We start from the raw sequence: 14,650 nt of genomic DNA on the forward strand, positions 1-14,650 counted from the left end.
TCAGTTCTCTCCTTCGGCCACGGCGGCCTCGAGCAGGGCGGGCAGGGCGGCGCGGAACGCGTCGAGCTCGGCGGCGGTGATGATCAGCGGCGGCGCCAGGCGCACGGTGGAGGCGTCCGGGGCGTTGACGATGAAACCGGCCTCGAGCGCGCGGGCGGCGACCTGCGCGGCGATCGGCGTCGCCAGGCCGATGCCCAGCAGCAGTCCGGCCCCGCGCACCTCCTGGACCAGTGGATGCCCGAGCGCGAGCACGTCGCGGCGGAAGCCCTCACCGGTGGCGGTGACGTGCTCGAGCAGCCCGTCCTCGAGGATCGTCCCGATCACGGCGAGGCCCGCGGCGGCGGCCAGCGGGTTCCCCCCGAAGGTGGTGCCGTGCTGGCCGGGCTGCAGCAGGTCGTGGACCGCGGGACCGAAGCTGAGGACGGCGCCGATGGGGAAGCCGCCGCCGAGCCCCTTGGCGAGGGTCATCACGTCGGGCTGGAGTCCGTCGACGGCCTGGTGGGCGAACCAGTGGCCGGTGCGGCCCATGCCGGTCTGGACCTCGTCGAGCACCAGCAGGGTGCCGTGCTCGCGGGTCAGGCGGCGCAGCGCGCGCAGATATGTCGGCGTCAGGGGGCGCACGCCCGCCTCGCCCTGGATCGGCTCGGCGAACACGGCGGCGACATCGCCGGGGGCCAGGGCCGCGGCGAGCGCCTGCTCGTCGCCGGCGGGGAGGAACTCCACGCCGCCGGGCAGGGGCTCGAAGGGGGCCCGGTAGGCCTCCTTCCAGGTCAGGGCCAGCGCGCCCATGGTGCGACCATGGAAGGAGTTGTGCAGGGCGATGATCCGCGGGCGCCCCGTGCGGCGGGCGATCTTGAAGGCCGCTTCATTGGCCTCGGTGCCCGAGTTCGCGAAGAACACCCCGGAGCCGGCCGGTGCGTCGGCGAGGGTCAGCAGCTTCTCGGCGAGCTCGATCTGCGGGGCGGAGGCGAAGAAGTTCGAGACGTGCCCGAGGGTCTGGGCCTGCTTGGTGATCGCCGACAGCAGCGCCGGATGCGCGTGGCCGAGCGCGTTGACGGCGATGCCGGCCAGCAGGTCCAGGTACTGCTTCCCGTCGGTGTCCCAGACGTGGACGCCCTCGCCGCGGGCGAGGACCTTCTGCGGCGCGCCGAAGACGGGCAGCAGGGCTTCGCGGTAGCGGCGCTCGAGGTCCTGGTGGTGCTGCGCGGCGCCGGTCGGCGCCGTCTGCTTGTGGTGCTCAGACATAGTCGTCCCTCCTGACCATCGTGCCCACGCCCTTGGTGGTGAAGACCTCCAGCAGCACCGCGTGCTCGATGCGACCGTCGATCATGGCGGCGGTGCGCACGCCCGCGTCGACGGCGCCCAGCAGCGCCTCCGCCTTCGGGATCATCCCGGCGGTGAGGCCGGGCAGCATCTCGCGCAGCTCGGAGGCGGAGATCTCGGGGATCAGCGAACTGCGGTCCGGCCAGTCGCGGTACAGGCCCTCGACGTCGGTGAGCATGACGAGCTTCTCCGCGTCCAGGCCCTCGGCGAGCGCGGCGGCGGCGAGGTCGGCGTTGATGTTGAGCACCTCGCCGGTGGGGTGGCCGGCGGCGTCGACCTCGGGGGCGATCGAGGAGACCACCGGGATCCGTCCGCTGGCGAGCAGGTCGCTGACCGCGTCGACGTCGACGCCGTTCACGGCGCCGACGTGGCCGAGGTCGACCTCCTCGCCGTCCACCACGGTGCCGCGGCGCCTCGCGGTGAACAGGCGGGCGTCCTCGCCGGACATGCCGATCGCGAAGGGGCCGTGATGGTTGATCAGGCCCACCAGCTGGCGGCCCACCTGGCCCACCAGCACCATCCGGGCGATGTCCATGGTCTCGGCGTCGGTGACGCGCAGGCCGCCGCGGAAGACGGACTCCTTGCCCACCCGCGAGAGCATCGCGTTGATCTGGGGGCCGCCGCCGTGGACGACGACCACGTGGATGCCGGCCAGACGCATGAAGACGACGTCGGCCGCGAAGCCGCGCCGCAGCTCCTCGTCGACCATGGCGTTGCCGCCGTACTTGACCACGACGATCTTGCCGCGGAAGCGCTGCATCCAGGGCATCGCCTCGATGAGCACCTCGGACTTCTCGCGCGCCTCGGTGCGGGCGGCGTCGAGCTGGGCAAGGGGGTTCTTGCCGACCAGTGGTGCGTCGGCAGCGGCGCTGTCCGCAGCCGGCGCGGAGGGTCCCGGGGTCTGGTTCATGAGGAGTAGGCGCTGTTCTCTTCGACGTAGTCGTGGGTGAGGTCGTTGGTCCAGATGTCGCCGGAGGCGCCGCCCGCCCCGAGGTCGACCTCGATGAGGGTCTCGCGCGGGGTCATGTCGACCTCGGAGCGGTCGCGGTGGGCGCCGCCGGCGCGGCACACCTCCACCCCGTTGACGCGGACCGAGAGGTCCTCGACGGCGAAGGGAGCGACCTGCTCGCTCACGCAGCCGGCCGCCGCGACGATCCGGCCCCAGTTGGGGTCGTTGCCGAAGATCGCGGCCTTGACCAGGTTGGAGCGGGCGATCTCGCGGGCCACCGCGAGGGCGGCGTCCTCGGTGGTCGCCGAGCACACGACGACGTGGACGTCATGGCTGGCGCCCTCGGCGTCGGCCACCAGCTGGCGGGCGAGGTCGGCGCTGACCGCGCGCACCGCCTCGGTGAGCTCCTCGGCGCCGACGGTGACGCCGCTGGCCCCGGAGGCCAGCAGGATCACGGTGTCGTTGGTGGACATGCAGGCGTCGGAGTCGACCCGGTCGAAGGTGGTGCGGGTGGCCTCGCGCAGCGCCGCCTGGGCGGTGGCGGCGTCGACGTCGGCATCGGTGGTCAGCACCACCAGCATGGTCGCGAGCTGCGGCGCGAGCATCCCGGCGCCCTTCGCGATGCCGCCGACGATCGCGCCGGAGGCCAGGGTGACCTCGGCGGTCTTCGGCACCGAGTCGGTGGTCATGATCGCGCGGGAGGCGGCGGCGTCGGCCTCGGCGCCGGCGGCGAGCTGCGCGGTGGCGGCGGCGACCCCGTGCAGCAGGGGGTCCATCGGCAGGCGCTCACCGATCAGTCCGGTCGAGCAGACCAGCACGTCCTGGGCGGAGATGTCGAGCAGTTCGGCCAGGTGCTCGGCGGTGCGGTGGGTGTCGGCGAAGCCGTCGGGCCCGGTGCAGGCGTTGGCGCCGCCGGAGTTCAGCACCACCGCGCGGGCGCGGCCGTCCGCGACGGCCTGGCGGGACCAGAGCACGGGCGCGGCCTGCACGCGGTTGGCGGTGAAGACGGCCGCGGCGGTGTCGCGCGGGCCGTCGTTGACCAGCACGGCGAGGTCCGCGGCGCCGGAGGCCTTGAGGCCGGCGGCGAGGCCGGTGGCGCGGAAGCCGCGGGGACGGGTGATCGACACGGTGGTCTCCTCGTAAGGGGTGGAGCGAGGGCGGTGGGGCGCCGCGGGACGGACGGGGCGGGCGGCGTCAGGGGACGAGCGCGGTGCGGGTGAGGCCGGTGGCCTCGGGCAGGCCGAGCGCGAGGTTCATCGACTGGATCGCGGCGCCGGCGGTGCCCTTGACCAGGTTGTCGATCGCGGCGATGACGGTGGCCTGGCCGCTGTGGCGGTCCACGGCGGCGCCGAGGCGGATCACGTTCGCGCCGCTGACCTCCCCGGTGGTGGGGAAGAAACCCTCGCCCAGGACGGTGACGAAGTGCTCGCCGGCGTAGTCGGCGCGCAGGGCCGCCAGCAGGTCGGCGGTGGCGTTGCCCTCGGTCACCGGCGCGTTGATCACGGCGAGGATGCCGCGGACGATCGGCACCAGCACCGGGGTGAAGGTGAGGCGGAGCGCCTCGCGACCGGAGGCGCGGCGCAGGTTCTGCAGCACCTCGGGCACATGGCGGTGGCTGCCGCCGACGGCGTAGGGCGCGACGGTGCCCGCGGCCTCGCTGAACAGCAGGTGCTGCTTGGCGGTGCGGCCGGCCCCCGAGTACCCCACCGGGAGCACGGCGCTGAGCTGGCCGGGGTCGACGAGCCCGGCCCGCACCAGGGGCGCCAGTGCCAGGGTGACGGCGGTGGCGTTGCAGCCGGGCACGGCGATCTCCCGCGCGCCCACCAGCAGCTCGCGCTGGCGGGAGCCGTCGGCCAGCGGCAGCTCGGGCATGCCGTAGGTCCAGGTGCCCGAGTGCTCGCTGCGGTAGTACTCGGCCCAGTCCTCGGCGCTCTCGAGCCGGTGGTCGGCGCCGAGGTCGAGCACCAGCACCTCCGGGTCCTCGGCGCGCAGGGCGGCGGCGATCTGGCCCGACTGGCCGTGCGGCAGGGCGAGGACCACCACGTCGTGCCCGGCGAGGATCTCGGAGGTGGTCTCCTGCAGCACCGGATCATGGCCGAGGTCCAGGTGGGGGGCGACCTCGCTGAGTCGCTTGCCGGCGCTCGAGTGGCCGGTGAGGGTCGCGACCTCGACCCCCGGGTGCCCGGCGAGCAGGCGCAGGGTCTCGCCTCCGGCATAGCCGGAGGCGCCGGCGATCGCGACCCGCGGACGGCGCGCGGAGCCCGGGGACAGCGGCGCGGAGGCGGGGGCAGGGGCGGCGGGGTCACCGGTCATCGAAGCCATGCCGGAAGTATATACAGTCCACTGCATGGTCAACCGAATGATGAGACGGAGCCGACCCGGTGCGGCGAGCGGCCCCTAGGAGGGGCTCATGCCCGCAGCACGCCCCCGACCGCGGACTCCACCGCCGCGATGCAGCGCCGGCGGGCCTCGCCGATCTGCTCCGCGCTGAGCGTTCCCTCGGTCGAGCGCAGGCGCACCGAGAAGGCCAGCGACTTCCGGCCCTCGCCGATCTGCTCGCCGGTGAAGACGTCGAAGAGGTGGACCCGCTCGGCGAGGTCGCCGATGCCCACCACGATCGCGGCCTCGACGGCGCTCGCGGGCACGGACTGCTCGACCACGAAGGCGAAGTCCTCCTTGGCGGGCGGGTAGGTGGGCACCGGCGCGGCGCGCACCACCTCCCGGGCCGAGGCGATCAGCGCCACCAGGTCCAGCTCGAGGGCGCTGGTGCGGGCCGGGAGCGCGAACGCCGTGATCACCGCAGGATGCAGCTCGCCGGCGTGCCCGATCACGGTGCTGTGCCCGTCGGCGTCCTGGATGCGCAGCTCGCCGGCGCGGCCGGGGTGGAAGGGCGCGTGCTCGACCTGGCGCACCTCGAGCTCGGCGCCGACGGCGGCGGCGGTGCGACGGGCCAGCTCGAAGGCGTCGGCCCAGCCCCAGGGGGCGGGGTCGCCCTGCCAGGAGTCGGGGCCGGAGGCGCCGCCGAGCACCGCGGCGAGGGCGCCGGTCTCGGCGGGCAGGGCCTGCAGCACCTCCTCGAGCTCGGCCGCCGAGGGACGCTGCGCCGCCGAGGGGATCGGCGAGCGGGCGTCCTGGGCGCGGGCGAGGGAGGTGGTGCCGAGCTGGAAGATCGCCACCGCCTCCTCCCCGCGGCCGAGGTTGCGACGGGCGACCGGCAGCAGCGTCTGCAGCAGGGAGGTCCGCATCAGCGGCTCGTCGTCGGCCAGGGGGTTCAGCAGACGCACCGCGCTGCGGCGCTCGTCGTCCGCGGCGTAGCGCAGGGTCTCGAAGACGCCCTCGCCGATGAACGGCGAGGAGGTCACCTCGACCAGACCGGCCTCGGCCAGGGCCCGGCCGGCGTCGCGCCGCCCCCGCTGGAGGCGGGTGAGCCCGCGGCCGCCGGGAGCCTTCGGCAGGTGGGAGGGGATCCGGTCGTAGCCGACCAGGCGGGCGATCTCCTCGACCAGGTCCTCGCGGATGGTCAGGTCCGGCCGCCAGCTCGGCGGGGTGACGACCAGCGTCTCCCCTGCGCCGGGCTCCACGGTGCAGCCGATCGCCTCGAGGCTGCCGCGCACCTGCTCGGGGGTGTAGGCGACGCCGACCACGCGCTCGGCGTCGCCCTGCGGGAAGCTGATCGGGGCGGGCTCGCCGACGCTGCCCTCGTCGGTGACCTGCGGGGCGATCTCACCGCCGCCGAACTCGACGATCAGCTGGGCGGCGCGGTGGGCGGCCACCAGCGGCAGCTGCGGGTCCACGCCGCGCTCGAAGCGCTTGGAGGCCTCGGAGGGCAGGCGGTGGCGGCGCGCGGTGCGGGCCACGGTGATGTCCTGGAAGGTCGCCGCCTCCAGCACGATGTCCCTCGTGGTCGCGGAGACCTCGGTGGACTCCCCGCCCATCACGCCGGCCAGTCCCAGCACGCGGTCGCCGGAGGGCCCGCCGCCGTCGGTGATCAGCAGGTCCTCGGGATGCAGGGTGCGCTCGACGTCGTCGAGGGTGGTGAGCTTCTCCCCGGAACGGGCGCGGCGCACGATGATCGGCGCGACCAGCTTCTCGGCGTCGTAGGCGTGCAGGGGCTGACCGAGGTCGAGCATCACATAGTTGGTGACGTCGACGATCAGGGAGATCGGCCGCATCCCGGCCTGGGTGAGGCGGCGGGCCATCCAGCGCGGGGTCTGGGCGCTCGGGTCCACGCCGCGCACCTCCAGCGCCACGAAGCGGGTGCAGCCCGCTCCCCCGCGCAGCGGCGTCTCGTCGCGCAGCTGCACCTCGAGACCGCCGCCGGTGGCCTCGGGGAGGCTCACGGCGGTGACCGGGTCGGTGAAGTCGGCACCGGTGGCGTGGGAGTACTCGCGGGCGACGCCGCGCATCGAGAAGCAGTACCCGCGGTCCGGGGTCACGTTGATCTCGACGGTCTCGTCGGCCAGGCCCAGCAGGGCGATCGCGTCGTCGCCGGGCTCGGCGCTCAGTCCCGCGCCGTGCCCGCGGCCCAGCACGATGATGCCGTCCTCGCCGTCGGGGTCCGGGCCCAGGCCCAGCTCCTCGCCGGAGCAGATCATGCCGTCGGAGGTGTGCCCGTAGGTGCGGCGGGCGGCGATGGCGAAGTCGCCGGGCAGCACGGTGCCCGGCAGGGAGACGACGACCAGGTCGCCCTCGACGAAGTTGTGGGCGCCGCAGATGATGCCGCGGCTGGGGCGCTCGGGCCCGGGCTGCGGGTCCTTGGGGTCGTCGGCGTCCTGGTTGTGCTCGGGGCCGACGTCCACGCGCACCCAGTTGATGGTCTTGCCGTTCTTCTGCGGCTCCTTGACGAGCTCGAGCACGCGACCGACCACCAGCGGGCCGGTCACCTGGGCACCGAAGATGCCCTCCTCCTCGAGGCCGACGGACACCAGGGCCGCCGCCACGGACTCCGCGGTCGTGCCCGGGGCGAGCGTGGTGTGCTCGGCGAGCCAGGTCAGGGGAATGCGAGGCATCTCAGATCTCCGTCCCGTAGTGCTGGGAGAAGCGGACGTCGCCCTCCACCATGTCGTGCATGTCGGCCACGCCGTTGCGGAGCATGAGGATGCGCTCGATGCCCAGTCCGAAGGCGAAGCCCTGGTACTCCTCGGGGTCCACGCCGACAGCGCGCAGCACCGCCGGGTTGACCATGCCGCAGCCGCCCATCTCGATCCAGCCGGTGCCGGAGCAGACCCGGCAGGCGGGATCCGGGTCGTGGTCGCGGCCGTGCTGCGCCGGGCAGGCGAAGCAGCGGAAGTCCATCTCGGCGCTGGGCTCGGTGAAGGGGAAGTAGCTCGGGCGCAGCCGGGTGATGGGCCGGCCGCCGAACAGGGCGCGGGCCAGGGTGTCCAGGGTGCCGACGAGGTGGGCCATGGTCAGGCCCTTGTCGATGGCCAGCCCCTCGACCTGGTGGAACACCGGGGTGTGGGTGGCGTCGAGCTCGTCGGTGCGGAACACGGTGCCGGGGCAGGCGATGTACAGCGGCACGCCGCGCTCGAGCAGGGCGCGCGCCTGCACCGGGGAGGTGTGGGTGCGCAGGATCTGACCGGAGCCCTCGGGGGCGACGTAGAAGGTGTCCTGCATCTGGCGCGCGGGGTGGTCCGCGTCGAAGTTCAGGGCGTCGAAGTTGAACCACTCCGCCTCGATCTCGGGGCCCTCGGCGATCTCCCACCCCATGCCCACGAAGATGTCCTCGATGCGGTGGCGCAGGGTGGTCAGCGGGTGCGCGGCGCCGCGGGGACGCAGGTCCGTGGGCAGGGTGACGTCGACCGTCTCGGCGGCGAGCGCGGCCTCCTGCTCGGCGGCGGCCAGCGCCTGCTGGCGGGCGGCGAGCGCCTGCTGGACCCGACCCCGGCCCTGCCCGACCAGCTTGCCGGCCGCCGCCTTCTGGTCCTTGGGCAGGGACTTGATCGCGCGGTTCGCGGTCGAGAGCACGCTGGCATCGCCGACGTGCTCGATGCGCACCTGCTTGAGGGCGGCGGTGTCGGGCGCCGCGGCGATCGCGGTCAGCGCGGCGTCGACGGCGGCGCCGATGCCGGCCTCGTCGATGACCGGGGCGTCGGGGGTCGAGGATGACTCGGACACGGGGATCGCTTTCGTCCGGGAGCAGGGGCGTGCCCCGCCGAGGCGCGGGCACCGCGGACCATTCTAGGAGGCCCGCGCGCCGGCCCCGGACCGGACCCGGGTGACCACCCCCGCCAGGGCCCCGCGATGCCCCGCGCCGGTCCCGGATAGGCTGGCCGGAGAACCGCCGAGACCGAGGAGGACTTCGTGAGCTGGACCGTGAAGGGCGTCGTCGCCCGGGCCGAGCAGCAGCCGGCCGAACTGATCGACATCGTGATCCCCGACCCCGGACCGAACGACGTGGTCGTCGACATCCAGGCCACCGGCGTCTGCCACACCGATCTGTCCTACCGCGACGGGGGGATCAACGACGAGTTCCCGTTCCTGCTGGGCCATGAGTCCGCGGGCCGCGTCGCCGCGATCGGCGATCGGGTGACCCATGTGGAGGTGGGCGACTACGTGGTGCTGAACTGGCGGGCCGTCTGCGGCGAGTGCCGCGCCTGCACCAAGGGCGTGCCGCAGTACTGCTTCGCCACCCACAACGCCTCGAGGCCGATGACCCTCACCGACGGCACCGAGCTGACCGCCGCCCTGGGCATCGGCTCCTTCGCCGAGAAGACCCTGGTCCACGAGGGCCAGTGCACCAAGGTCTCCGAGGACGCCCCGCCGGAGGTCGCCGGACTGCTGGGCTGCGGGGTGATGGCGGGCCTGGGCGCCGCGCTGAACACCGGCGCCACCCAGCGCGGCGAGTCCGTGGCCGTGATCGGGCTGGGCGGGGTGGGCTGCGCCGCGATCGCGGGTGCGAAGCTCGCCGGGGCCACCACCATCATCGGCCTCGACCTCGACGAGCAGAAGCTCGGGGCGGCCGAGGAGCTGGGCGCGACCCACACCCTGGCCACCAAGGGCCTGTCCCCGCAGCAGGTCGCCGAGAAGGTCCGCGAGCTCACCGGCGGCTTCGGCGCCGACGTGGTGGTCGACGCCGTCGGCATCCCGCAGACCTACGAGACCGCCTTCTACGCCCGCGACCTCGCCGGCCGCGTGGTGCTGGTCGGGGTCCCCCACCCCGAGGCGGAGCTGACGCTGCCGCTGGCCGACGTCTTCGGACGCGGCGGCGCCCTGAAGTCCTCCTGGTACGGCGACTGCCTGCCCGAGCGGGACTTCCCCTACCTCATCGACCTCTTCCTGCAGGGCCGGCTCCCCCTGGACCGCTTCGTGACCGGCAGGACCGACCTCGCCGGCGTGGATACGGCGCTGAACTCGCTCCACGAGGGCGGGACCCTGCGCACCGTGGCGGAGGTGGCCCGATGACCGCGCGACTGGCCCATGCCGTCACCTCCGGCACCTTCAGCCTGGACGGCGAGACCCATGAGGTCGACAACAACGTCTGGGTGCTCGGCGACGACGAGCAGTGCGTGGTGTTCGACGCCCCGCACGACCTGCAGACCGTGATCGACCTGGTCGGCGGGCGGGAGTGCGTGGGCATCCTGCTCACCCACGCCCACGACGACCATGTGCGGCTGGCCCCGGAGCTGTCCGAGGCGCTCGAAGCGCCGATCCTGCTGAACCCCGCCGACCGCGAGGTCTGGCAGCTCACCCACGGGGACCTGCCCTGGGACGACACGGTCAGCGACGGCGACCTGTTCACCATCGCGGGCGTCGACCTCGAGGCGCTGCACACCCCGGGTCACTCCCCCGGCTCCACCTGCTACTACTCCGAGCAGCTGGGGGCGGTGTTCACCGGTGACACCCTCTTCCAGGGCGGGCCCGGTGCCACCGGCCGCTCCTTCTCCTCACGGGAGACGATCGAGCAGTCGATCCGGGAGCGCCTGTTCGTGCTGCCCGAGGACACGGTGGTCCACACCGGCCACGGACCGGACACCACCATCGGCACCGAGAAGCGGGCCGCGCAGGGCGACTGGCTCTGAGCACGCGCCGACGGGCGGTGGTCGCGGGCATCGCGACCACCGCCCGTCCTCGTCGGCGCCCTCAGCCCCGCCGCGCCGGGTCCTCCGCGTCCTTCGCACCCCCGGCCTGCTCGCCGGTGCCGCGCAGGCCGGCCAGGTAGGCGTTGTAGGCGGCGAGCTCGGCGCCCCCGTCGCGCTCGGCCTTGCGGTCGAACTGCCGCGACCGGCGGTCCTCCGACTGCATCCACTGCACCGCGACCATCAGCGCGTAGCCCACGGTGGGGATCTCCGAGATGGCCCACATGATGGTGCCGCCGCGGACCTGGATCAGCTCCAGCCGCTCCAGGGAGTACATGCCGAGCTCGCGGTACCAGTCCTCCGCGATCAGCCAGGTCGCCGAGGTCAGGGCGATCCCGAAGAAGGCGTGGAAGGCGAGGGTCACCAGCAGCGTGATCAGCTTCAGGACCGGGTTGATGGGCCGGGTGGTGGGGTCGATGCCGATCAGCACCCAGGCGAACAGGTACCCCGAGGCCAGGAAGTGCACGGTCATCAGCACATGGCCGACGTGCGTGTACATCGCCGCCTCGAACAGCGGGGTGAAGTAGAAGACGACCAGCGAACCGGCGAAGATCAGCCCCGCCAGCGGGGGCGAGGACACGATGCGCGCGTAGCCGGAGTTCAGGGCGGCCAGCACCCATTCCCGGATCCCCCGGGAGCCGTCGGTGCGCGGCGCGACCGCCCGCGACAGCAGCGTCACCGGGGCGCCGAGCACCCACAGCGGCGGCGCGATCATCATCATGGCCATGTGCTGGACCATGTGCGCGTCGAAGCGGAACTTGCCCCAGGCGGCCGCTCCCCCGCTCATCACCCAGGCGAAGGCCACGCAGCCCAGGACGAAGCAGAGCGTGCGGACCCACGGCCACCGGTCCCCGCGCCGACGCAGCCGCGCCACCCCGGCGCAGTAGAGGCCGGCCAGGGCCGCCGCGATCCCGAGCGCCGCCCAGTCGGGCTGGAACAGCGTGAACAGGGAGAGAGGTCCGAACTCCCGCTCGGGCGGCAGGAAGCCGACCAGGGAGAGGGTCGTCAGGTCGGCGACGGCGGGCACCTCCTGCGGCACCGGCGGCGCGGAGCGGCCCAGCGCGATCGAGGCGCCGATGACGGCGGCCATCAGCACGCCCTCGGTCAGGGCCAGGTGGCGGAACCGGATCCGGTCGCCGAGGCGGCGGCGCTGCAGCGCCCCGAGGACCGCCAGCAGGGTCAGCCCGAGCGTCTTGGCCAGCACCACCTGGCCGTAGCCGGTGGTCACCAGGTCCGACCAGCTCGAGAGCCGGATCACCGCGCTGAGCAGGCCGCTGAGGGCGAGCACGACGACGGCGGCCAGCGCCCACGGGGAGAAGCGCCGGATGGTGGTGGCCGCGGCGGCGTCGTCGAGCCGGGGTGCGATCAGGGCGAGGGCCAGCAGCCCGCCGGCCCAGACCGAGACCGCCAGCAGGTGCCAGGCGACGCCGTTGACGGCGTTGATGTGGTCGAGGCTGGCGCCGGCGTGCCCGGACAGTCCCAGTCCGAGGGCGCCGATCCCGGCCAGCGCCAGCCCCCAGCACGCGAGCACCGTGGAGCGGGCCAGCGCGTAGGCGAGGGCCGAGAGGCCGGCGAGAATCGCGATGGTCAGCTGGATGCGCCCCAGCTCCCCGTCGAGGGCGAGGTCGAACAGGTTCAGGTCGGTGCCGGCGCCCGCGGCCTCGAGCCCGCCGAGCGGGACCTGTGTGAGCGAGGCGATCGCCCACAGCAGGGCGCCGGCGGCCGCCAGGCGCACGGCGCGGCGGCGCACCGGATCCAGGGTGGTGACCGCGCGGCGGCCGGGCCCGGGCAGCAGCAGGACGGCGGCGCCGCCGGCGCCGATCGCGAGCACCAGGCCGAGATGGTGCAGGGCGCGGACCACGGGGGCGCCCCAGGTGACCAGCGGGGAGGCGGGGACCAGCTGCGCGGGGCTCAGCGCGCCGGTGGCGGCCATGCCCACCAGCGCCGCGCCGATGGTCAGGAGCAGCAGCAGCGGGACGGCCAGCGCGGTGGCGCGGGCGGCGGGCGGGGCGGGAGTGGTGGGTGTGGCGGGGGTGGTGCGGGTGCTCATCGGCGTGCTGTCTGTCGACGTCGGAGGGTCTCGAACAGGCAGACCGTCGCGGCGGTGTGGACGTTGAGGGATTCGGCGTGGCCGGCCAGCGGGATCCGCACGGCCAGGGGGGCGGCGTCCAGGGTGCGCTCGTCCAGGCCGTGGGCCTCGTTGCCCAGGATCCAGGCGAGGCGTGCGGGCAGCTCGGCGGCGAACACGTCGGTCTCGGCGCGGCCGCTGGTGGCCGCCGCGGTGATGTCGGCGGCGTCGAGGCGCTCCAGCACGTCGGCGATCTCGGCGCCGGTGACCACGGGGAGGTGGAAGAGGCTGCCGGCGGCGGCCCGGACCGCCTTCGGGGAGTAGGGGTCGGCGCTGGTGCGGGTCAGCAGCACCAGGTCGGCGCCGGCCGCGTCGGCGGTGCGCAGCAGGGTGCCCACGTTGCCGGGATCGCGGACCTCGTGGAGCACGACGACGGTGACCGGGGAGCCGGTCGGCAGCGCGCTCAGCGCGGCCGCGACGTCGGCGGGGTCCTCGGCGGGCAGGGTCCCGACGGCGAGCACGCCCTGCGGGCTCACCAGCGCTCCCGGGGTCGCGGCGGCCGCGGTCCCCGGGTCCGCGCCGCTGTCGCGGACCAGGGCCCGCAGGACTGAGTCGTCGACCTCGCGGACGGGGATCCCGGCGGCGGCGGCGAGCTCGCTCAGCTCCGGATGGTCGGTGCGGGCGCGGGGGGTGCTGAAGACCTCGTGCGCCAGCTCGGGCCGGTGGGTCAGCAGCGAGCGGACCGCCTGCGGGCCCTCGGCCCGGAACCGGCCCTGCTTGCGACGCGCGGAGCGCCCGGTCAGTGCCGCCACCTTCCGCACCCGCTCGGAGCGGGGGAGGTGATCGGCGACTGATCCGGGCGCTCGGTCATCGCGTGATGCGGCGCGATGTCAGGCTGCCGGGGCGTTGACGTCCTCGGGGAGGGCGCCCTTGGCGACCTCGACCAGGGCGGCGAACGCCGGGGCGTCGTGGACGGCGAGCTCGGCGAGCATGCGACGGTCGACCTCGACACCCGCGAGGCCGAGGCCCTGGATGAGGCGGTTGTAGGTCAGGCCGTTCGCGCGCGAGGCCGCGTTGATGCGCTGGATCCAGAGCCGACGGAAGTCGCCCTTGCGCTTCTTGCGGTCGCGGAAGTTGTAGGTCTGCGAGTGGAGGACCTGCTCCTTCGCCTTGCGGTACAGACGGGAGCGCTGGCCGCTGTAGCCGCTGGCCTGGTCCAGGATTTCCCGACGCTTCTTATGGGCGTTGACGGCCCTTTTCACGCGTGCCACGTGATACTCCTTCGATCGTTACGTTCAGGGCGCGGGAGCCGGGCTCCCGCGTGGCCGATCAGCGGCCGAGCAGCTTCTTCACGCGCTTGGCGTCGGACTTGGCGACCGAGGTGTCGCTGCCCAGTCGGCGCTTGCGGGTGGAGGACTTGTGCTCCAGCAGGTGGCGGGCGCCCGCCTTCTCGCGCATGAGCTTGCCCGAGCCGGTGACGCGGACGCGCTTCTTGGTACCCGAGTGGGTCTTGTTCTTCGGCATCTGCCAATTCTCCTTGTGACGTTTCTCAGGACTCGGAGCCGGGATCGGCTTCGGCCTGGGGCGTGGACGGCTGCTCCTGCTGCCGGGCGGCGGCCTTCTCGGCGTCGGTCTTGCGCTGGCGCGCCTCGGCCATGGCCTGGGCCTTCTTCTTGTGCGGCCCGAAGACCATCACCATGTTGCGGCCGTCCTGGCGCGGGTGGGACTCGACGAAGCCGTACTCGGCGACGTCCTCGGCCATGCGGTTGAGGAGCTTCACCCCCCGCTCGGGACGGGACTGCTCACGGCCGCGGAAGCGGATGATGACCTTGACCTTGTCGCCGCCGTCGAGGAACTTCTCGACATTGCGACGCTTGGTCTCGTAGTCATGGGTGTCGATCTTCAGGCCCATCCGGATCTCCTTCTGGACCGTGTTCGCCTGGTTCTTGCGCGACTCACGGGCCTTCAGGTTGGCTTCGTACTTGAACTTGCCGTAGTCCATGAGGCGTGCGACCGGCGGGTTCGCGCCGGGTGCGACCTCGACGAGGTCGAGGTCTGCTTCCTGGGCGAGACGCAGGGCGTCCTCGACACGGACCTCGCCGACCTGCTCGCCGGCGGGCCCGACCAGGAGGACCTTGGGGACCCTGATCTGACCGTTGATGCGCTGTTCGCTGATGTTGGCTCCTCACCTTGATTCGAGTCGGAAGACGACGAAAGGCCCCCGCACGTCAT

13 protein-coding genes are annotated in these 14,650 nt (G+C 73.6%); 2 read left to right on the forward strand and 11 right to left on the reverse strand.

The genetic code is table 11. The features are described 5' to 3' along the window. From ACOJUI_RS11890 to pheS, 6 genes are all read right to left on the reverse strand, one after another. Positions 1-1,245 carry an acetylornithine transaminase gene (locus tag ACOJUI_RS11890; RefSeq protein WP_422115163.1) on the reverse strand — a complete coding sequence of 415 codons (1,245 nt, stop codon included), beginning with the start codon at positions 1,243-1,245 and terminating at the stop codon, positions 1-3. Then, positions 1,238-2,233 carry an acetylglutamate kinase gene (gene argB, locus ACOJUI_RS11895; protein WP_422115164.1) on the reverse strand — a complete coding sequence of 332 codons (996 nt, stop codon included), beginning with the start codon at positions 2,231-2,233 and terminating at the stop codon, positions 1,238-1,240. Before argB ends, ACOJUI_RS11890 begins: the two co-directional genes overlap by 8 nt. Then, entirely contained in the window at positions 2,230-3,399 is a 1,170-nt protein-coding gene (argJ, locus tag ACOJUI_RS11900) for a bifunctional glutamate N-acetyltransferase/amino-acid acetyltransferase ArgJ (RefSeq protein ID WP_422115165.1), read from the reverse strand. Before argJ ends, argB begins: the two co-directional genes overlap by 4 nt. Positions 3,400-3,466: 67 nt before the next feature. After that, positions 3,467-4,594 (reverse strand): N-acetyl-gamma-glutamyl-phosphate reductase, encoded by a 1,128-nt coding sequence (gene argC, locus ACOJUI_RS11905; RefSeq protein ID WP_422115166.1) that lies wholly within the window; start codon positions 4,592-4,594, stop codon positions 3,467-3,469. 86 nt (positions 4,595-4,680) lie between these two features. Beyond that, positions 4,681-7,281: a phenylalanine--tRNA ligase subunit beta gene (gene pheT, locus ACOJUI_RS11910; protein ID WP_422115167.1), complete on the reverse strand. Its 2,601-nt coding sequence runs from the start codon at positions 7,279-7,281 to the stop codon at positions 4,681-4,683. A gap of 1 nt (position 7,282) precedes the next feature. Further along, on the reverse strand, positions 7,283-8,389 hold the full coding sequence (pheS, locus tag ACOJUI_RS11915) for a phenylalanine--tRNA ligase subunit alpha (protein WP_422115168.1): 1,107 nt from the start codon (positions 8,387-8,389) through the stop codon (positions 7,283-7,285). A 186-nt stretch (positions 8,390-8,575) separates the two neighbouring features. Here pheS and ACOJUI_RS11920 point away from each other — a divergent pair, with 186 nt between their 5' ends. Beyond that, positions 8,576-9,676 (forward strand): S-(hydroxymethyl)mycothiol dehydrogenase, encoded by a 1,101-nt coding sequence (locus ACOJUI_RS11920; protein ID WP_422115169.1) that lies wholly within the window; start codon positions 8,576-8,578, stop codon positions 9,674-9,676. After that, positions 9,673-10,293, forward strand: a complete 621-nt coding sequence (locus tag ACOJUI_RS11925; RefSeq protein ID WP_422115170.1) for an MBL fold metallo-hydrolase — start codon at positions 9,673-9,675, stop codon at positions 10,291-10,293. The genes ACOJUI_RS11920 and ACOJUI_RS11925 overlap by 4 nt, the downstream gene beginning before the upstream one ends. A 61-nt stretch (positions 10,294-10,354) precedes the next feature. Here ACOJUI_RS11925 and ACOJUI_RS11930 read toward each other — a convergent pair whose 3' ends face one another. From ACOJUI_RS11930 to infC, 5 genes are all read right to left on the reverse strand, one after another. After that, on the reverse strand, positions 10,355-12,400 hold the full coding sequence (locus ACOJUI_RS11930; protein ID WP_422115171.1) for a cytochrome c oxidase assembly protein: 2,046 nt from the start codon (positions 12,398-12,400) through the stop codon (positions 10,355-10,357). Beyond that, complete coding sequence (locus tag ACOJUI_RS11935) at positions 12,397-13,230, reverse strand: TrmH family RNA methyltransferase (protein ID WP_422115172.1); 834 nt, start codon at positions 13,228-13,230, stop codon at positions 12,397-12,399. Before ACOJUI_RS11935 ends, ACOJUI_RS11930 begins: the two co-directional genes overlap by 4 nt. Before the next feature lie 78 nt (positions 13,231-13,308). Continuing rightward, positions 13,309-13,689 (reverse strand): 50S ribosomal protein L20, encoded by a 381-nt coding sequence (gene rplT / locus ACOJUI_RS11940; protein ID WP_422115173.1) that lies wholly within the window; start codon positions 13,687-13,689, stop codon positions 13,309-13,311. Between the two features lie 58 nt (positions 13,690-13,747). Further along, positions 13,748-13,942, reverse strand: a complete 195-nt coding sequence (rpmI, locus tag ACOJUI_RS11945; RefSeq protein ID WP_422115174.1) for a 50S ribosomal protein L35 — start codon at positions 13,940-13,942, stop codon at positions 13,748-13,750. 25 nt (positions 13,943-13,967) lie between these two features. After that, entirely contained in the window at positions 13,968-14,594 is a 627-nt protein-coding gene (gene infC / locus ACOJUI_RS11950) for a translation initiation factor IF-3 (RefSeq protein WP_422117663.1), read from the reverse strand. Between the last annotated feature and the right edge of the window lie 56 nt (positions 14,595-14,650).

Source organism: Brachybacterium sp. UNK5269 (genome assembly GCF_049266655.1).
Lineage (GTDB): Bacteria > Actinomycetota > Actinomycetes > Actinomycetales > Dermabacteraceae > Brachybacterium.